General features: G+C 68.2%; 18 protein-coding genes. 4 read left to right on the top strand and 14 right to left on the bottom strand.

Annotation, left to right across the window (positions count from 1 at the left end; all coding sequences use genetic code 11):
• Window positions 1-54 precede the first annotated feature (54 nt).
• Together MKCMC460_RS01705 and MKCMC460_RS01710 are read left to right on the top strand one after the other, a co-directional pair.
• Window positions 55-360, top strand: coding sequence for a PE family protein (locus MKCMC460_RS01705; RefSeq protein WP_236979370.1), 306 nt, complete (start codon window positions 55-57; stop codon window positions 358-360).
• A gap of 8 nt (window positions 361-368) precedes the next feature.
• Entirely contained in the window at window positions 369-1559 is a 1191-nt protein-coding gene (locus MKCMC460_RS01710) for a PPE domain-containing protein (protein ID WP_238305249.1), read from the top strand.
• A 70-nt stretch (window positions 1560-1629) separates the two neighbouring features.
• On the opposite strand, the gene MKCMC460_RS01715 is transcribed toward MKCMC460_RS01710, so the two are convergent.
• Together MKCMC460_RS01715 and MKCMC460_RS01720 are read right to left on the bottom strand one after the other, a co-directional pair.
• Window positions 1630-2406, bottom strand: a complete 777-nt coding sequence (locus MKCMC460_RS01715; protein WP_236979376.1) for a TIGR03084 family metal-binding protein — start codon at window positions 2404-2406, stop codon at window positions 1630-1632.
• Between the two features lie 10 nt (window positions 2407-2416).
• The gene (locus MKCMC460_RS01720; RefSeq protein WP_236984537.1) at window positions 2417-3742 is read right to left on the bottom strand and encodes an MFS transporter; all 1326 of its coding nucleotides are present in this window, start codon (window positions 3740-3742) and stop codon (window positions 2417-2419) included.
• A 100-nt stretch (window positions 3743-3842) separates the two neighbouring features.
• On the opposite strand from MKCMC460_RS01720, the gene MKCMC460_RS01725 reads away from it, so the two are divergent.
• Entirely contained in the window at window positions 3843-4451 is a 609-nt protein-coding gene (locus MKCMC460_RS01725; RefSeq protein ID WP_236984538.1) for a YqgE/AlgH family protein, read from the top strand.
• Between the two features lie 35 nt (window positions 4452-4486).
• Here MKCMC460_RS01725 and MKCMC460_RS01730 read toward each other — a convergent pair whose 3' ends face one another.
• Both MKCMC460_RS01730 and MKCMC460_RS01735 read right to left on the bottom strand, forming a co-directional pair.
• Entirely contained in the window at window positions 4487-4837 is a 351-nt protein-coding gene (locus tag MKCMC460_RS01730) for a hypothetical protein (protein ID WP_236984539.1), read from the bottom strand.
• A 57-nt stretch (window positions 4838-4894) separates the two neighbouring features.
• Window positions 4895-5986 (bottom strand): LpqN/LpqT family lipoprotein, encoded by a 1092-nt coding sequence (locus tag MKCMC460_RS01735; protein WP_238305250.1) that lies wholly within the window; start codon window positions 5984-5986, stop codon window positions 4895-4897.
• 187 nt (window positions 5987-6173) lie between these two features.
• Between MKCMC460_RS01735 and leuS the strand changes: the two genes are divergently transcribed.
• Complete coding sequence (leuS, locus tag MKCMC460_RS01740; RefSeq protein ID WP_370653133.1) at window positions 6174-9053, top strand: leucine--tRNA ligase; 2880 nt, start codon at window positions 6174-6176, stop codon at window positions 9051-9053.
• Window positions 9054-9349: 296 nt separating this feature from the next.
• Here leuS and MKCMC460_RS01745 read toward each other — a convergent pair whose 3' ends face one another.
• The 10 genes from MKCMC460_RS01745 to MKCMC460_RS01790 all read right to left on the bottom strand — a co-directional run bounded on the left by MKCMC460_RS01745 (window position 9350) and on the right by MKCMC460_RS01790 (window position 18553).
• The gene (locus MKCMC460_RS01745) at window positions 9350-10015 is read right to left on the bottom strand and encodes an SDR family oxidoreductase (RefSeq protein WP_236979386.1); all 666 of its coding nucleotides are present in this window, start codon (window positions 10013-10015) and stop codon (window positions 9350-9352) included.
• 40 nt (window positions 10016-10055) lie between these two features.
• Complete coding sequence (locus tag MKCMC460_RS01750) at window positions 10056-10571, bottom strand: MarR family winged helix-turn-helix transcriptional regulator (RefSeq protein ID WP_236979388.1); 516 nt, start codon at window positions 10569-10571, stop codon at window positions 10056-10058.
• A 67-nt stretch (window positions 10572-10638) separates the two neighbouring features.
• Complete coding sequence (locus tag MKCMC460_RS01755) at window positions 10639-11388, bottom strand: amino acid ABC transporter ATP-binding protein (RefSeq protein ID WP_236979390.1); 750 nt, start codon at window positions 11386-11388, stop codon at window positions 10639-10641.
• Window positions 11385-13196: an ABC transporter substrate-binding protein/permease gene (locus MKCMC460_RS01760; protein ID WP_236979392.1), complete on the bottom strand. Its 1812-nt coding sequence runs from the start codon at window positions 13194-13196 to the stop codon at window positions 11385-11387. The genes MKCMC460_RS01755 and MKCMC460_RS01760 overlap by 4 nt, the downstream gene beginning before the upstream one ends.
• Window positions 13197-13229: 33 nt before the next feature.
• Complete coding sequence (locus MKCMC460_RS01765; protein WP_236979393.1) at window positions 13230-13955, bottom strand: GntR family transcriptional regulator; 726 nt, start codon at window positions 13953-13955, stop codon at window positions 13230-13232.
• A gap of 98 nt (window positions 13956-14053) precedes the next feature.
• Window positions 14054-14854, bottom strand: coding sequence for an LLM class F420-dependent oxidoreductase (locus tag MKCMC460_RS01770; RefSeq protein ID WP_236979395.1), 801 nt, complete (start codon window positions 14852-14854; stop codon window positions 14054-14056).
• A gap of 17 nt (window positions 14855-14871) precedes the next feature.
• Window positions 14872-15774, bottom strand: a complete 903-nt coding sequence (locus MKCMC460_RS01775; RefSeq protein WP_238305251.1) for an alpha/beta fold hydrolase — start codon at window positions 15772-15774, stop codon at window positions 14872-14874.
• Window positions 15775-15816: 42 nt separating this feature from the next.
• Window positions 15817-16923, bottom strand: coding sequence for an inositol-3-phosphate synthase (locus tag MKCMC460_RS01780; RefSeq protein WP_236979397.1), 1107 nt, complete (start codon window positions 16921-16923; stop codon window positions 15817-15819).
• A gap of 76 nt (window positions 16924-16999) precedes the next feature.
• On the bottom strand, window positions 17000-17542 hold the full coding sequence (locus tag MKCMC460_RS01785; protein ID WP_236979399.1) for a PadR family transcriptional regulator: 543 nt from the start codon (window positions 17540-17542) through the stop codon (window positions 17000-17002).
• 162 nt (window positions 17543-17704) lie between these two features.
• Window positions 17705-18553, bottom strand: a complete 849-nt coding sequence (locus MKCMC460_RS01790; RefSeq protein ID WP_236979401.1) for a DUF1707 domain-containing protein — start codon at window positions 18551-18553, stop codon at window positions 17705-17707.
• Window positions 18554-18603: the final 50 nt, after the last annotated feature.

Below are 18603 nucleotides of genomic sequence, written 5' to 3' on the forward strand. Positions count from 1 at the left end.
CTCCGCGCCGGCCCACAGTTCGGGCCTGGTGCGCGACCGATTTGGGAGGTACGCATGGGTGGGTTGTTCGACATGGTTCCGGGGGCTGTCGACTTGTCGGCGGCAGCGGAAGCGGGCATCAGCGAGGAGATGGCGGCTACGACGGCGGCCGGCGCGGCCGCGCTGACCGGGGTGCTGCCGATGGCGATGGACGCCGATTCGATCGAGTTCGCGACCGCGTTGAACGCCGCCGGCGCCGCCTACCTGGCGACGGCCGCCGAGCACGTCGGGCAGCGGGCCGGGTTCTCCGGGGCGCAGGGTCTGGCGTCGGCCACTGCCGTCGCCGCGGAGGGCTGCAACGCGGGCGCCGTCGGACTCTAGGCGAGCGAATGGCCGACCCCAGGTGGACTGGCCCACCCGAAGTCGTCGCGGCGATCTTCGAGGCGGGATCGCCCGCGTCCGTCGTTGCCAACAATGTGGTCTGGGTGACCGAGACAGCGAACAACGAGCTGTCGGCCGGACTCTCGCAGATCAACACGCTGATCACCGCGGGGCAATGGCAGGGCGTGAGTTCGTTGGCGTCGACGGTCGCGGCGACCGGCCTCAACGCCGGACTGCAGACGCTGGTGGGCTGGACCGCCGAAAAGATCAACGTCACCCAGGCCGCCGTCGACGCCTTCATGATCGCGCGCTCCACGGTGATCCCGTCGGTGGTCTGCCAGACCAACCGCGACGAGTGGAGCGTGCTGAACGCCACCAACTTCTTCGGCCAGAACACCCCGGGGATCGTCGAGCGCGATCTGGAGTACTTCGGTGAACACTGGCCGCACAACTCGCGGGCCGGCTGGACCTACAGCGGAGCGCTGACCGCTCTGATCGCGCTGCTGACCGTGCCGCCGCCGGTCGCGCCGATGGGCGCCTCCCCGGCCGCGCCCGCCGCGGCGGCCGAGGCGGTCGCGCAGGCCGCTGCTCAAACCGGCATGCGCGACGCGGTCCAAGCGTCGACGCAGGTCGCGCAGACCGCCGGACAGAGCGCCTCCTCCCCCGCCGAGGCGACCGGCCAGCTCAGCTCGCTCATGCAGGAGCCGATGCAGATGGTGTCCGGTGTCACCGGGCCGCTTAAGGAGATGGCGCAGGCGCCGATGCAGGCGATGCAAGGTTTGTCGAGCATGCCGCAGAGCCTGATGCAGTCTCTGGGCGGCATGTTCCCGTCCACCGGCGCGCCGAACGCAGCCGTGGCCGCCGCCGAGCCCGTAGTGGCCGCGGGAGGAGTCGCTGGTGGCGTCGGGGGCGGCGGGGCGTCGCTGGGCGGTGGCGCCGGCGGGTTTCCGGGTGCCGGGCTGACCAGTTACACGAGGCCCACGAGCAGCTTCGAAACCGAAGGTGGTCGGCCGGCCAGTCTGCGCGCCGGCCTGCTCAACGCCGCCGAAGTGCGCGGGCCGACGACCTCGACCGGCGGAGCTCCGATGCCGATGACGCCGGCGGGAATGCTGGCCCGCGGAGCAACCGGCGGAGAGGCCGAGAAGGACGTGGCGCGCGCCCGCGTCGTCGTCGCAGGGAATCCGGCCGAGCCGCGCTGACTGGGTCCGCTGGGTAACCGGGCTGCGACGTCGAACGCCGCAATCTCAGCCAGTGGCCCTCGCGGGTTACTTAAGAGCGCCCAACCCCGGGTGGACCCGCGAACGCCTGCGCGATTCCCAGCCAGCGTTGCGCGTCCTCCCCCACCGCGGTCACGTCCAAAGCGCTCAGCGGCCGCCGCTGGGTGACCAGGAAGCAGAAGTCCTCCGCCGAACCGGTCACGCGCTGCGCGGCGTCCTCTGGCCCCCAGGTCCAGGTGTCGCCGCCCGGCCCCCGCAGCTCGACGTAGAACGGCTCGCTCGGCGGCGTCAGGTCGTTGACGGCGTAGGCGTAGTCGCGGGCCCGCACCCCGATGTGGGCGATCGACCGCAACCGGTCGGTGGGTTTCCGGGTGACCCCCAGCGCATCCGCGACGTCGAGACCGTGCGCCCAGGTCTCCATCAGCCGCGCGGTGGCCATCGAGGTCGCGCTCATCGGCGGCCCGAACCAGGGCAGCTTGCGCCCGTCGGGAACCTGCAGCAGCTCGGCGTGTAATCGGCCGCGGGTGTCGCGCCAGTCGGCGAGCAACTCCGGCGGCGGCACAGCCGCGAGCTCCTCGGCGCCCGCGTCCACGAAACCGAGCGGATCGGCGGCGGCCCCGGCCAGCACCTCGGCGAAGCCGCTTTCGTCGGTGATCGAGAGCAGCGAAACCCGGTCGGTCCACAGCAGGTGGCCGATCTGGTGTGCGATGGTCCAGCCCGGCGCGGGCGTCGGCTCGGCCCAGCGCTGCGCCGCCAGCGGTGCCACCAGGGCGTCGAGCTCGTCGCTCTCGGCGCGCAAGTCGGCGACGAACGGTCCGGGACCTGCCATCAGAACCTCCTCAAACCACTGCCGCGCGCCGGCGTCGCCGGCCGACGACGCTGTGCACCAGCAAACCGATCAGATAAATCACCGAGCCGAACAACACGAACATCGGGGCGCGCCCGTCGGCGGGGATGAACGCCGCGGCCACCGTGACGGCGGCGATGAACGACACCCAGAACAAGGCGTCCTGCACCGCGAACACGTGCCCGCGCAGCGCGTCGTCGACGTCGATCTGCATCGCCGAGTCCGCGCACAACTTGACCACCTGCCCCGCCGCCCCTAATAGAAATCCGCAGGCCACCATGACCGGCAGCAGCAGCGTCGCCCCGCCTGTCTGGATGACCGCGGCGGCCACCAACGCGCCATTGGCGGTGGTGTAGCGCCCCCATCGCCGGACCAGGACCGGTGTCAGCACATTGGACAGGAAGGCTCCCAGTCCGGTGGCAGCGAAGAACAGCAGCGCGGTGCCCAAGCCCTCGACGTCGGCGTCCTTCATGTGGTGGACCAACAGCAGGATCACCAGCGAGTTGATGCCGACGACCATGCGGTGCGAGGCCAGGCCGGACAGCGCGGCGGCCACCGTGGGGCGCTGCGCGACCGTCCGCACGCCGTGCAACCAGCCGGTGACCACGGCGTAGACGGCCGAGCCGTGGATCGCGCGCTTGGTGTGGTCGGGGCCCAGTACTTGCGGGGCAAACCGCAGCGACAGCAGCAACGCCAACGACACCGGAATCAGCGCGGTGAAAATGACGACCGCGGCGCCCTGATCACCGCCGCCGCCGAGCCAGCGGGGCAGCAACATGAAATTGGCACCCAAAAATGCAGCGAAGGCGCCCGATGCGGTCGCCACCGAGTTCATCGTGACCACACTGTCGCGCGGCACCACATGCGGCAGCGACGCCGACATGCAGGCTGCCACAAACCGCGCTAAACCGTTGGCCAACAGGGCAACGCACAACAGGACGATGTCTCCGGCACCGACCGCCAGGATGGTGCCGATCGCGACGATGAAGCACAGCCGCGCGACATTCGCGCCGACCAGCACCAGCCGCCGATCCCACCGGTCCATCAGCGCACCGGCAAACGGACCCAGCAGGGAGTAGGGCAGGAACAGCACCGCGAACGCGCGCGCGATCGCCATCGGGTCGGCGGCTCGGTCGGGGTTGAACAGCAACGCGCCCGCCAGGCCGGCCTGGAAGAGTCCGTCGCCGAACTGGCTGGCCATGCGCAGTTGCAGCAGTCGCCAGAAATCGGGCAGCGCGTGCACCGACCGCCACAGTTCGACGGGTGCACTTGCCTGCATCCGGGTGCGAATCACTGAACCCACTTCCACCATCGGCACAGGCAAGGCTGGAGGGGGTCTGCGCCGTCTCAATACAGTACAAATCTTCGCCGACGGCGGTTGTTTGCATGGGGGATCTGGCGGCGGGTGCGATGATGTTCTGGTGGCGCAGCACGAAGATCCTGAGGACTATGCCGCTCCGGCCGCCCATCGGGTGCGGGCGGGCACCCTACTGCTGGCCAATACCGACCTGCTGGAGCCGACGTTCCGGCGCAGCGTGATCTACATCGTGGAGCACAACGAGGGCGGCACGCTGGGCGTGGTGCTCAACCGGTCCAGCGAGACCGCGGTCTACAACGTGCTGCCGCAGTGGGCCAAGCTCGCGGCCAAGCCCAAGACGATGTTCATCGGCGGACCGGTCAAACGTGACGCCGCGTTGTGCCTGGCCGTGCTGCGGGTCGGCGCCGAGCCCGACGGGGTGCCGGGCCTGCGGCATGTGGCCGGTCGGATGGTGATGGTCGACCTGGACGCCGACCCCGACCTGATCGCGCCGGTGGTCGAAGGGGTGCGGATCTTCGCCGGCTACTCCGGCTGGACCATCGGCCAGCTCGAAGGCGAGATCGAGCGCGACGACTGGATTGTGTTGTCGGCGTTGCCCTCTGATGTCCTGACGCCGCCGCGCTCCGACCTGTGGGGACAGGTGTTGCGCCGCCAGCCGCTGCCGCTGTCGCTGTTGGCGACGCATCCGATCGACCTCAGCCGCAACTAGTCGCCGTCGCCGTCGTCGGCAAAGGCGAAGTCAGCCTAGTGACACGACAGCGTGCAGCCGGCGCAGCTGCCTCCGCAAGCCTCGGCGCCGACGTTGGCGGCCTCACGGCGTAGCGCGAACCGCGCGCTCTGCAGCGACCCGGTGGCCAAGGTGCCCACTGCGCCCGCGATGCAGACGATCACCACCACCAGTGCGGTGTGCGGGGACGCCGCCAGCGCCACCACTCCCCCGGCGGCCAGCATCACCGCAGCCGCCAGCTGAGTCGGCGCCATGGCCCGCAACGCCAGGCGGGTGGGGTCGGCGGCGGGAGCATGAGCCAGAGACCGGATCCCGAACGCGGCGACGGCTATCGCCGCACACACGCACAGCACGCCCGCGATAAGCATGCGCTCACAATACGAGCCCGGCATCGATCGCGCGCGCCGGGCTCCACCGGCTGTGGATCAGCGCGACGGAGCCACTGGCACCAACGGCGGCAGCTGGGCGGGGCTGGTATTCGGCGCCGCCGCACGCCCCTGGCCCGCCAGGGCCCGGGGTGCCGGTTGCAACGCCTGGACGGGAGCCGGTGCCGGCGGCTGGGCCGGCGCTTGCGGCGCGGTGACGGCGGGCGCCTGCGGCACGGCCGCAGGCGCTGGTGATGCGGCGGCAGGGGCCTGGGGCGCTGCCGCGGGTCCCCGCGCCGGGGCCTGAGCGGCCGGTGGGGCCTGAGGAGCCGGAGCCTGCGCAGCACCGGGAGCGCTCACCCGGAACCCACTGATGATCGCGTCGGTGGCGGGCCCGTCGGCGACGGCCTGCGACGCGGCGGTGGTCACCGCGAACGAAACCAGGTACTTATCGGATCCGGAGGTGGCGATGACGTGGCGGCGTGAGGTGTTCAGCGTCATGTCGTTCTCGCGGTAGGTGCCCTCGATGACCGACGACGGGAAGGTCCCCATCGGGGACTGCGACGCGTTGGTGGTCTGCCAGGCCAGTAGCCGCTGACTGTCGACGAAGCCGTGCGTGATCGCCTCCGCCGGGTCGAAGTCGCCGACCAGCTTATATACCACTACCTGCGCATTCGACGTGTAGACGCTGTTGCCGCCGACTCGGTCGGCGATCACCACGAACGCATCGGGGACATTCGGGTCGGGCACCTGGGTCCAGCGCGGCGGCATCGGCACCGTGATGTCGAGCGCCTTGAAGCCCAGCGGGCGCTGCGCCTCGAGCTTGACACCCTTGCCTTCCAGGTACTCGCGCAGCGTGCCGGTGACGGCGGGGACGCCCACCGGCGCCACCGGCGCCGCTGCCGGGATCGGGGAGGCGACCGGCGCCGGAACTGCAGCGGGCGCCGGGGCGAGTCTGTTGCTGCTGACGCCGCCGGGGAACACCGCCGCATTCTGTCCGGGCGGGGCCGTTTGCTGCATCGGGCTCGGAATCGCCGGCTGGGGTGCCATCGGCTCGGCCGATGCCGTCCCGCCGGCCACCATCACGACTCCGACGACGCCGGCGGCCACCCCACCGGCGAATGTTCGCCAGCTGCGCGCAATCTGAATCATCCTCGGTTTCCCTCCGGAGTAGCCCGGGCGACACCGCCCGCCCTAGTGGCTGTATGTAACCACTGCTCAGACACCCCGACCACGCCTGAAACACAGCTGGGATGAACCTCTGATCGGTGTGCAATGCAACCGAGACCAACCCGTGGCCGGCCGATCCGGGCAGGTCGCCGCGGGCGGCCCTTATACCCTGTTGGGCGTGACCGAATCGTCTCCCGCCAAAGACACCGACGCGCCGCGGTACCGCTACACCGCCGAGCTCGCGGCCGGGCTGGAACGCACCTGGCAGGAGAACTGGGCCAGGTCCGGGACCTTCAACGTGCCCAACCCGGTCGGCTCACTCGCCCCAGCGGACGGCTCGGCCGTTCCGCAGGACAAGCTCTTCGTGCAGGACATGTTCCCCTACCCGTCGGGCGAGGGGCTGCACGTCGGTCACCCGCTGGGCTACATCGCCACCGACGTCTACGCCCGCTACTACCGGATGCTTGGACGTAACGTGTTGCACGCGTTGGGTTTCGACGCGTTCGGGTTACCCGCCGAGCAGTTCGCGGTGCAGACCGGCACCCACCCGCGCACCCGCACCGAGGCCAACGTCGTCAATTTCAGGCGCCAGTTGGGCCGGTTGGGGCTGGGCCATGACAGCCGGCGCAGCTTCTCCACCACCGACGTCGACTTCTACAAGTGGACGCAGTGGATCTTCCTGCAGATCTACAACGCCTGGTTCGACAAGGCCGCCAACAAGGCCCGTCCGATCGCCGAGTTGATAGCCGAATTCGACTCCGGAACACGAGGTCTGGACGACGGACGCGACTGGTCGGAGTTGTCGGCGGGGGAGCGGGCCGACGTGGTCGACGCCCACCGGTTGGTCTACCGGGCCGACTCGATGGTCAACTGGTGTCCCGGTCTGGGCACGGTGCTGGCCAACGAAGAGGTGACCGCCGACGGCCGCAGCGACCGCGGGAACTTCCCGGTGTTCCGAAAGCGGTTGCGGCAGTGGATGATGCGAATCACCGCCTATTCCGACCGGCTGTTGGACGACCTGGATGTGCTGGACTGGCCGGAGAAGGTCAAGACCATGCAGCGCAACTGGATCGGCCGTTCGACCGGCGCGGCTGCACTGTTTTCGGCCACTGCCGCCGACGGGACGGCGCGGGAGATCGAAGTCTTCACCACCCGGCCCGACACTCTGTTCGGGGCCACCTACCTGGTGCTGGCCCCCGAACATGACCTGGTCGACGAGTTGGTGGCCGCGTCGTGGCCGGATTCGGTGGACCCGACCTGGACGTACGGCGCCGGTACGCCGGCAGAGGCCGTCGCCGCCTACCGGCGCGCCATCGCGGCCAAGTCCGATTTGGAGCGACAGGAGAACAAGGAGAAGACCGGCGTCTTCCTGGGCAGCTACGCCGTGAACCCGGCCAACGGCAAGCCGGTCCCGATCTTCATCGCCGACTACGTGCTGGTCGGTTACGGAACCGGGGCAATCATGGCGGTCCCGGGTCACGATCAGCGGGACTGGGACTTCGCCACGGCATTTGGTCTGCCGATCGTCGAAGTCATTGCCGGCGGCGATATTTCGCAGTCGGCGCATTCCGGCGACGGCGTGCTGGTCAACTCCGGCTACCTCGACGGCATGAACGTGGCCGACGCCAAGCAGGCCATCACGGTCCGGTTGGAGGCCGAGGGCAGCGGCCGGGCCCGCGTCGAATTCAAGTTGCGGGACTGGCTTTTCGCGCGCCAACGGTATTGGGGCGAGCCGTTCCCGATCGTCTACGACAGCGACGGGCGTCCGCACCCTCTGGACGAGGCTGCGCTGCCGGTCGAACTGCCGGACGTGCCGGACTATTCGCCGGTGTTGTTCGACCCCGACGATGCCGACAGCGAGCCCTCGCCACCGCTGAACAAGGCGACCGACTGGGTGCACGTCGAGCTGGATCTCGGTGACGGGCTGCAGTCCTACACTCGCGACACCAACGTGATGCCGCAGTGGGCGGGCAGCTCCTGGTACGAGCTGCGCTACACCGACCCGCAAAATTCGGAACGGTTCTGCGCCAAGGAAAATGAGGCTTACTGGATGGGTCCGCGGCCGGCCGAGCACGGCCCGGACGATCCCGGCGGGGTGGACCTTTACGTCGGCGGTGCCGAGCACGCGGTGCTGCACCTGTTGTATTGCCGGTTCTGGCACAAGGTTCTCTACGATCTGGGTCACGTCAGCTCACGCGAGCCCTACCGACGGCTGGTCAACCAGGGCTACATCCAGGCTTTCGCCTACACCGATGCGCGGGGGTCCTACGTGCCGGCCGCCGAGGTGGTCGAACGCGACGGCGCATTCTTCTATCCCGGGCCCCAGGGTGAAATTGAGGTCTTTCAGGAATTCGGGAAGATAGGTAAAAGCCTGAAGAATTCGGTGTCGCCCGACGAGATCTGCGACGCGTACGGCGCCGACACCCTGCGGGTCTACGAAATGTCGATGGGCCCGCTGGACGCCTCCCGGCCATGGGCCACCAAGGACGTCGTCGGCGCGTACCGGTTCCTGCAGCGGGTGTGGCGGCTGGTGATCGACGAGGACACCGGTGAGTTGCGGGTGGTGGACGGCGAGCCGGATCCCGAGACACTGCGCGCGTTGCACCGCACGATTGCGGGTGTCTCCGAAGACTATGCGGCACTGCGCAATAACACCGCCGGCGCCAAGCTGATCGAGTACACCAATCACCTGACCAAGCAGCACCGCGACGGCGTTCCCCGGGCGGCGGTGGAGCCCCTGGTGTTGATGCTGGCCCCGCTGGCCCCGCACCTGGCCGAGGAGTTGTGGGCGCGGATGGGGCACTCGAAGTCGCTGGCGCACGGGCCGTTCCCGGTGGCCGATCCGGCTTATCTGGTCGAAGACACGGTCGAGTACCCGGTTCAGGTGAACGGCAAGGTCCGCGGGCGGGTGGTGGTGGCGGCCGACGCGGACAACGACGCCGTGCAGGCTGCCGCGCTGGCCGACGAGAAGGTGCTCGCCTTCCTGGCCGGCGCCGCGCCGCGCAAGGTGATCGTGGTGCCCGGCCGGATGGTTAACCTGGTTGTCTGACCCCGGTCGGTGCGGGACGCAGGGCTTTCCCGCGTCGACGGTGCGGGCAACGGCGTTGGCAGTGAAAGCGGGGCGTTGGAAGTGAAGCCAGGGCGGGAAAAGAGCCCAAAACCCGCCATAGCCTCACACGCAAAGCCGTAGCCTCACACGCAAAGCCGTAGCCTCACAAGCAAAGCCGTAGCTTCACGCCCAAAGCCGTAGCCTCACACGCAAAGCCGTAGCTTCACGCCCAAATCCGTAGCCGCACACCCCAACCCAAAGTGGACCGCACCAGACTTAGTGCTCACCGGCCATTGTCAGCGCGGCCGGATGACCACCTCGTGCACCTGAGCGTCCGGGGGAGTGGCCACCACATCGGCCACCACCTGCGCGACCGTTTCCGGGCGGAGGAACTTCGCCGCGTCGTACTCGCCGCCCTCGTACGCGACCAGTTCGCGCTGCATCTCGGTGTCCACCCGCCCCGGGTGGATCGAGGTCACCGACAGGGCCGGTTCGTCGGCACGCAGCGAGTCGGCGAAGGCGCGCAGCGCGAATTTGCTCGCCGAGTAGGACGCCATGCCGGGGGAGACGTTGCGGCCGGACCCGGAGTTGATGAACACCACGTGGCCCCGAACCTGGCGCAGCGCCGGCAATAATGTCAACGTAAGCGCAACCGCGCCAAAGACATTCACGCTGAACGTGGCACGCCACTCGTCGACGTGGGACTCGGCCACCCGGCCCGGGATGGCGACACCGGCGTTGTGCACCAGCACGTCGAGTTCGTCGATCACCTCGCAACTGGCTTCGATCGAGTCGGTGTCGACCAGGTCCAACGGAAAGGTGGTGGCGCCCAGTCGTTCGGCGACCGCATCGAGCCGGGAGGACGGTCGACCGGCCAACAACAGGGTGTGGGTGGGCGCCAGCGCGGCGGCAATGGCCGAGCCGATACCGCCGCCGGCGCCGGTGATCAAAGCGGTGGGCATGATTTCAGGCGTTACCGGTTCTGTTGCCAAGCAAACGCTTTCACGCCTGCGGCACCGCGGCATTAGCGGGGGGACTGGCGGTCGCGCTACCGGCGGACTCGCCCGCGCCCAGCCGGTCCAGCGGTGCCAGCGCCTGCGTCAGGACTTCGAGGTCCGCATCGGAGAGCTGGCTGAGCATTGCGGCCAGCGAGGCGTGCCGATTCGCCAGTGACTCGGCGTGCACGGCCCGTCCCTGCGGGGTGATGTCGACCAGCACCGCCCGCAGGTCCGAGGGATCCCGCGAACGCTTCACCAGCCCGATCTTCTCCAGGCGGCGGATCGCCACCGTGGTGGTGGGGGTGCGCACCCGCTCGTGGGCGGCCAGGTCCGTCATCCGGATCGGACCGCGGTCGAGCAGGGTGACCAGGATCGACAGCTGCGCCAGCGTCAGTTCACCGGTCACCGCGCCCCCGGCGGGGTCGCCGCGGCGCAGGATGGTGAACAGCTTGGACAGCGAGCGATGCAACCCCTCCGCGAGCTCCGTGAGCGCCGCGGGGTTGGGTTCGCTGTCCGACATAAATCGGGAGTCTAACCCGACTCGCGTGCGGTTGATCACACTGTGTGATCCGGGCGAGCCAGCCCTTTCACAGCACCTGGGAGAGGAATCGCTGCAGCCGTTCGGTCTGGGCGGCTTCGAAGATCTGACCGGGTGGCCCGAACTCCACCACTTTGCCGTGATCCATGAACACCACGGAATCCGATGCCGAACGCGCGAAGCCCATTTCGTGGGTGACCACCACCATCGTCATGCCGTCGGCGCCGAGTTCGGCGATCAGTGCCAGGATTCCTTTGACCAGCTCAGGGTCCAGAGCCGAGGTCGCCTCGTCGAAGAACATCACCTGCGGGGCCATGGCCAGCGCCCGGGCGATCGCCACACGTTGCTGCTGACCCCCGGACAACGCGCTGGGCCGGGTCCCGGCCTTGGCTTTGAGGCCGACCCGGTCCAGGTGGTGCAGCGCCAGCTCCCGGGCCGCTTCGGCGGACAACCGGCGCAGCCTGCGCGGCGCCAGCGCGACGTTGTCCAGCACGGTGCGGTGCGGGAAGAGGTTGAAGTGCTGGAACACCATGCCGATGCGCTGGCGTAGCTGGTCGGGGTCGTCACCGAGCACCGATCTGCCGTCCAGCAGGATGTCGCCGCTGTCGGGCTCGTGCAGCCGGTTCAACGTGCGCAGCAGTGTCGATTTGCCCGATCCGGAAGGTCCGATGATCGCGGCCGTGGTCCCGGCCGGCACCTCGAGGGTGACTCCGCGCAGCACCGCGTTGCCGGCCAGGGTCTGGTGAATGTCCTTGGCCGCCAGCGAAACCGGTGCGGAACTGCCGTCGGGAACGGTCACGTCATCTCCGGCCCGATGGTCGAGGTGACCACTTCGGCGGGGTCCTCCGGCTCAAGCTTGGCGCGGCCACGCCTGAGCCGGGCGTCGATGAAGTTCACCAGATGCGTCAACGGGACGGTCAGGATCAGGTAGAAGATCCCCGCGGCCACCAGCGGGGACAGGTTTCCGGTCTGTGCGTTGAGGTCGCGGCCCACCTGGAACAGCTCGCGCTGGTTGGCGATCAGGCCCAGGAAGTACACCAGGGCGGAGGCCTTCAACAGCGCGATGAACTGATTGACCAACGCCGGCAGCACCCGTCGTATCCCTTGCGGCACCACCACCAGCCGCATCGCGGCCGAGTAACTGAAACCCAGTGCACGAGCGGCCTCGAGCTGTCCGGGATCCACGCTTTGGATCCCGGACCGCAGGATCTCCCCGACGTAGGCCCCGGTCATCAACCCCAGCGCGGCGATTCCCAGCGGATAGGGATTGTTGTTGGTCAACCCGCCCACCACCGGTCCCACACCGAGCCCGATGATCAGGATGATCACCACCTCGGGCAGGCCGCGGAAGATGTCGGTGTACACCCGGGCCGGCCAGCGCAGCCAGCGGCGCCGCGAGATGCCCGCGATCGCCAGCACCATGCCGATCACCAGTCCGATCACGGCGGCGCTGCCGGTCAGAATCAGCGTGTTGGGCAACCCGGTGCGCACCAGGGTCGGGATCACTTGCCGGTAGATGTCCCAGTCCAGGAAGGATTCGCCCAACTGCGCCAGTGTGGACTTGGGGGCGGCCGGGTGCACCGGTTTGCGGTGATGCTGGGCAGCGATTGCGGCGAAGTCGGGCAGCTTTGGCGCCGCGGCGGCTTTCGACCCCGGTTTCCACCCCGGCGGCAGCGTGCGCGGCACCCACTTGCTGTACAGATCGGCCCAGGTGCCGTCGGCGATGACGGCGTCCAGGCCCGAGTTCAGTGCGTCGACCAGCGGCTGGTTGTCCCGTGCGACGGCATATGCCACGAAATCGTCGGTGCCGAAGGTGTTCGCGACGATCACCGCCGGGTCGGTGGAGTGGATGGCGCTGGACGCCTGATTCGCCGGCGCCACCCAGGCGTCGAGCTGGTGGGTTTTCAAGCTGGCGTAGACGGTGGCGAAGTCGGGATATTTCACCGGCTGCAGGTGCAGGGTTTCGACGACGTAGTACTCCTCGACGGTGCCCTGGACGACGCCGATCCGCTGGCCCGCGGCCAGGTCGCCGAAGTCCTTGATGGGCGAACCGGGTGGCACCACCAACGAATAGAAACCGAAGTCGTAGCCGTTGGTGAAGGCGACCGTGTGCCGACGGGCGTCGGTGGCCTTGACCGACGAGGAGCCGACATCGAAGCGGCGCGAGGCCACCTGGGCGAGCAGCCCGGAGAAGTCCGTTCCGACGAATTGCACGTGCAGACCCAGCTTGGCGGCGATGGCGCGCAGCAACTCGTTGTCGAACCCGGTGAACCGGCCGGTGGCGTTGATGCAGGTGCTGGGCGGCGCGTCAGAGAGGGTGCCCACCACCAGCGTGCCGGGAGTGCCGAGGCCGAGTTCGGCGGTGTTGATCGCACGCAGCGGCACCACGCCGGGGGTGGTCTGGGTGTCCGGGTCGGCGTCGTCACCGCCGCGGGATGCGAGGTCGTCGGGCAGGACGGTGGCGCTTTCCACGCCGGGCGGGGCGCATTGATTACGGTCCGCGGCGGCGGGGGCGGCGCCGGCCAGGCCGGCCACGATCAGGATGGTCGCGACTATCCCGAACAGCTTCGCGCCGCGGTAGGCGGGAGCATCGACGCGAGAACTCATCACCGCCACCGTATCGAGTGGCGGCAACTCCGGTCAGGGCACCAGCGAAGTCCGTTCGGCGACCAGGGTTTCCGGCACGATCGTTTCGTCGGCGATGACGACCCGCAGTGGACCGAACACGCCGCGCCGGCGCAGTTCGGCGATCATCGTCTCGGCCATCAGCGCCGACCGGCCCAGGCATGCGGCCCGCGCCGCTTCCGGGTCGCGGCGCTGGATCGCGGCGTTCTCGTCCTCGTAGAACGGCAGGATGTCCTCGCGGGTGTCCTGGTAGGTCATGAAGAAGACCCGGGGGATGAGGTTCTGCGAGGCGCGGATGGTGGCGTGCAGGCGGGGCCCGGCGTACTCGTCGTTGACCATTCTGCGGTACTCCCAGGCGACCTCGGCGAAGTTCCGCGGGTCTCTGGCGGCGCGCAGCGAGCGCATCAGCATGTCGAGTTCGGTCAGGATGCGTGCGGTCGGGTTGGCTGCCGCCCGCGCGGACGCGATGCCGTTGAGCAGGCCGTCGAGTTCGTGGTGTTCCAGGACGGTGGCCTCGTCGAACCGCTCGACGAACGCGCCCCGGTGGTAGCGGGTGGAGACGATGCCGTCGTGTTCGAGTTGTACCAGCGCCTCTTGGATGGGGACCCGGCTGACGCCCAGGCCGTGCGCGATTTCGTTGCGGTCGACGCGGTCGCCGCCGCGCAATTTGCCGGTCAGCACCAGGTTGAGGACGTGGGTGACAACCTGGTCCTTCTCCTTGATCCCATATTTCTTAGGCATCAGTTCTGACGTCACTTTCGCCCCCCGAAAGGCTACTGGCGCCGACAGTTAACCATGACTTCGCGCGTCGGATGCAATGTTTTGCCGAGGAAACGCATCTAGCGTGCGTTATCGCGCCATCGGCAGAGGGTTTGGGCATCCGTCAGGTCATAGTCGGGGCCATCGCAGCCCACCGTCAGCAACGTGACGCCCAAGGCGGTCAGGGCTTCGGCGTTGGCGATCAGGTCGGCTCCGTGGCCGGCCGACGCCGAACGTTCGATTGTCGCGGGGTCCCGCCCGACGGCTTCGCAGTGGCCGCTCAGCACTTGGGCTTTGGCGGGGAACTCGTCGGCGGAGGCGAAGCTGTGCCAAATGTCGGCGTGCTCGGCGACCAGCCGCAGGGTCTTGCGTTCGCCGCCGCCGCCGATCAGCACGGGGATGTCGCGGGTCGGCGCCGGGTTCAGCTTGGCCAGCCGCGACTTGATCCGCGGCATCGCCTCGGCCAGGTCGTCGAGTCGGCTGCCGGCGGTCCCGAACTCGTAGCCGTACTCGTCGTAGTCCTTCTGCTTCCATCCCGAGCCGATGCCCAGGATGAGTCGCCCATCGGAGATGTGGTCGACGGTGCGGGCCATGTCGGCGAGCAGCTCGGGGTTGCGGTAGGAGTTGCAGGTCACCAGGGCGCCGATCTGGATGCGCGAAGTCTGCTCGGCCCAGGCGCCAAGCATGGTCCAGCATTCGAAGTGGGCGCCGTCGGGGTCGCCGTAGAGCGGGAAGAAGTGGTCCCAGTTGAAGGCGACGTCGACGCCGATGTCCTCGCAGCGCCGCACGGCGTCGCGGATCTGGCTGTATTGCGGGGCGTGCTGGGGTTGCAGCTGTACGCCGACGCGGATCGGAAAATCGGGGAGCACGGGGGAGGTCATAGTGACCACCGTAGGCGCTAGCCTCCGTCGATCACCTTCCGCACGAGGTCGATCAGGGCGCGCGGCTGGTCGCTCTGCACCGAGTGGCCCGAGTTTTCGACGACGTGGGAGCCGCGGAATTTCGTTGCGCGCCTGGCTAATTCGCTGACGTCGTCGTCGTTGACGAAGCCGGAGGTGCCGCCGCGCACCAGGGTCACCGGGGCTGACAGGGCATCGACGTCGTCCCACAGGCTGTCGAAGTCGGGGAACTTGCGGATGGTGTCGTAGCGCCAGGTCCAGTTGCCGTTGTCCAGCCGGCGCGAGTTGTGGAACACGCCGCGACGCAACGCCTTGACCTCGCGGTGCGGGGCGGCGGCGACGGTCAGGTCCAGCATCGCCTGGAAGCTGGGGAACTCCCGCTCACCGGCCATCAGTTCCACCGTGCCGCGCTGTTCCTTGGTCATCTCGGAGTGCCGTGCCAGCGCCGAGGGGGTGACGTCGACGAGCACCAACTCGTCCACCAGTTCGGGCGCCAACGCGCCGAGCCGAATGGCGGTCAGGCCGCCCAGCGACATCCCGACCACCAACTGCGCGGTCGGTGCCAGCTCCCGCAGCACCGGCACCAGGGCGTCGGCATTGTGCTGCGGCGAGTAGTCGCCGTCCTCGCGCCACGCCGAATGCCCGTGCCCGGGCAGATCGACGGCCAGCGCCGGTACACCCAGCCCGACGATCACGGTGTCCCACGTGTGCGCGTTCTGTCCGCCACCGTGCAGGAAGATCACCCGCGGATCGGAGCCACCCCAGCGCAGCGCGCTGATGCCGCCCGAATTCACCCGCTCGACGGCCGGTAGGGGACCCGAAACGCCGGCTTGCTCGGCGTTTTCGGAGAGCAGGTCGAACTCGGAGAGCCCGGTCAATCCATCATCAGGGTGATCGCTCACCCCTGCGACATTACGATGCCCGCTCAGGCGGGCCAGGGCCGGTCAGCCCCCGATGATGAACTCTTCGAGCTGAGTGCGCGCGACGTCGTCGGGCAGCTGCTCGGGCGGGCTCTTCATCAGGTACGCCGACGCCGGCAGCACCGGGCCGCCGATGCCGCGGTCCTTGGCGATCTTGGCCGCCCGCACCGCGTCGATGATGATGCCGGCGGAGTTCGGCGAGTCCCACACCTCGAGCTTGTACTCCAGGTTCAGCGGCACGTCGCCGAAGGCGCGGCCTTCCAGGCGCACGTATGCCCATTTGCGGTCGTCGAGCCAGGCGACGTGGTCGGACGGGCCGATGTGGACGTTCTTGTCCTCGACCTTGCCGGCGAGCGATCCGGTGAGGTTGGACGTCACGGCCTGGGTCTTGGAGACCTTCTTGGATTCCAGCCGCTCCCGCTCCAGCATGTTCTTGAAGTCCATGTTGCCGCCGACGTTGAGCTGGTAGGTGCGGTCCAGCGTGACGCCGCGGTCCTCGAACAGCTTGGCCATCACCCGGTGGGTGATGGTGGCCCCGACCTGGCTCTTGATGTCGTCGCCGATGATCGGGACGCCGGCATCCTTGAACTTCTTGGCCCACACCGGGTCGGAGGCGATGAACACCGGCAGCGCGTTGACGAACGCCACGCCGGCGTCGATGGCGCACTGGGCGTAGAACTTGTCGGCCTCCTCGGAGCCCACCGGTAGGTAGGACACCAGCACGTCGACCTTGTTGTCCTTGAGCACCTTGACCACGTCGACCGGCTCGTCGTCGGAGAGTTCGATGGTGTCGGCGTAGTACTTGCCGATGCCGTCGAGGGTCGGGCCGCGCTGCACCACCACGTTGGTGGGGGGCACGTCGGCGATCTTGATGGTGTTGTTCTCCGAGGCGTAGATCGCGTCGGACAGGTCGAAGCCCACCTTCTTGGCGTCCACGTCGAAGGCGGCCACGAACTTGACGTCGCGGACGTGGTACGGGCCGAACCGGACGTGCATCAGGCCGGGGACCGAGGCGGTGTCGTCGGCGTTGTAGTAGTACTCGACGCCCTGAACCAGCGAGGACGCGCAGTTTCCGACGCCGACGATGGCGACTCGTACCTCAGACGCCTGGGGCGCGTTCTGCTCACTCATTTGGGCGTTCTCCTAACCTTTCGAACTCTTCGTTCTTGAATGTGCGTTGTCGTGCGCGGTTGGTCGTGCGGGGTGGTTACGTCTGTTCGACGGGATTGGGTGCCGCCCGTTCGGCGGCGATGAGCTCGTTGAGCCACTTGACCTCGCGCTCGCTGGACTCGAGCCCGAGTTGATGCAGTTGACGGGTGTAGCGATCGAACGAGCTACTGGCCCGTGCCACCGCTTCGCGCAGACCTTCGCGGCGTTCCTCGACCTGGCGGCGGCGGCCTTCCAGGATGCGCATCCGCGCTTCGGCCGGCGTGCGATTGAAAAATGCCAGGTGCACGCCGAAGCCGTCGTCGGTGTAGTTGTGCGGGCCGGTGTCGGCGACCAGCTCGCTGAAGCGACGGCGGCCCTCGTCGGTCAGTTGGTAGACCCGGCGGGCCCGGCGTACCGGCATCCCGGCCGGTGCGGCGTTCTCGGCGATCAGGCCGTCGGCCTGCATGCGCCGCAGCGCTGGGTACAACGAACCGTAGGAGAATGCGCGGAAGGCGCCGAGGAGGCCGGTCAGCCGCTTGCGCAGCTCGTAGCCATGCATCGGCGACTCGATCAGCAGGCCCAGAATCGCGAGTTCCAGCAACGAGTCACCTCCTTCTGCGTGGCTTGACCGTTCGGCCGATACTTCGGGCGTTACGAAGCTTCGACGCCTCGCGTCATAGTATCGCCCCGATATATTAGCGACAACTCAACCGTCTGTTAGTGCTCTGTTCGTCACACGGAAGCTTTGCTGCGGCCGACCCGTTCAGCTGACGTAGTTGACCTGTTTGACGGTGCCGTCGCCGGCCAACGCGATGTAGCCGCTGCCGTAATCGCTGGACACGTAGATGGTCAGCGTCAGGCCACCGGGCGCGGTTGGGTCTTTGCCCGGTTCCACGATCAGGTAGCTGCTCTTGACGTCGGATTGCTTGATGCCGACGGTCTCCGGGGCCCCGCGCATGACGCCGACCACCGCCTTGACGTCGAATTTGCCCAGGTCGACCAGCTCGGTGTCGGTGCTGCTCTTGGCCGAGGTGCTGGGGTCGCCCCAGCCGCCGCGGTAGGTGTAGTTGAGCACCCGACGGTCGTCGGCGGGGTCTTTGCGTTCGAACGAGGCGTAGGTCGGGTAGATCACCAAGCGGTAGCCCAGGGTGTCGCCGAAGCGCTTGCGCGTCTGCTCCATCAGTCCGGTGAGACCACCAAGGGAGTGCAGTTGTCTGGGTGGGGTGAGCACCACCGGCGCGACGCCGTCGGACTTGGCGCCGGGATCGGAGGTGAAGTCCAGCGGTGAGGTGGTGTTGCCGTAGAGACCCCAGCCGATGCCGATGCCCAGCAGCACCGTCACCCCGAGTGCGGCCGCGGCCAAGCCCAGTCCCGGCCGCGGGCTGCGTAGCTTGGTCGCCGGCGTCTTGACCAGCGTGCTGTGGAATTGCAGATCGGTCACCAGGCGCTGTAACTCGCCCAGCGTCACGGCCTGGGTTGCCGAACTGACGCGCTCTCGGTGTTCCTCCGCGGAGATCTCACCGTCGGCCAGGGCGTTGTCGAGAATCTGGCACGTCTCTTGCCGGTCAGTGTCTTTTGCTCGGGTCGAAGTCGAACCGGACCATATCGCCACGGACTGATCGTAGGAGTCCGGTACCCGACTCGCCGCAAGCGCACGACAAC

It is taken from the genome of Mycobacterium sp. 20KCMC460 (assembly GCF_022179425.1).
In the GTDB taxonomy this organism is placed as follows: Bacteria; Actinomycetota; Actinomycetes; order Mycobacteriales; family Mycobacteriaceae; genus Mycobacterium; species Mycobacterium kiyosense.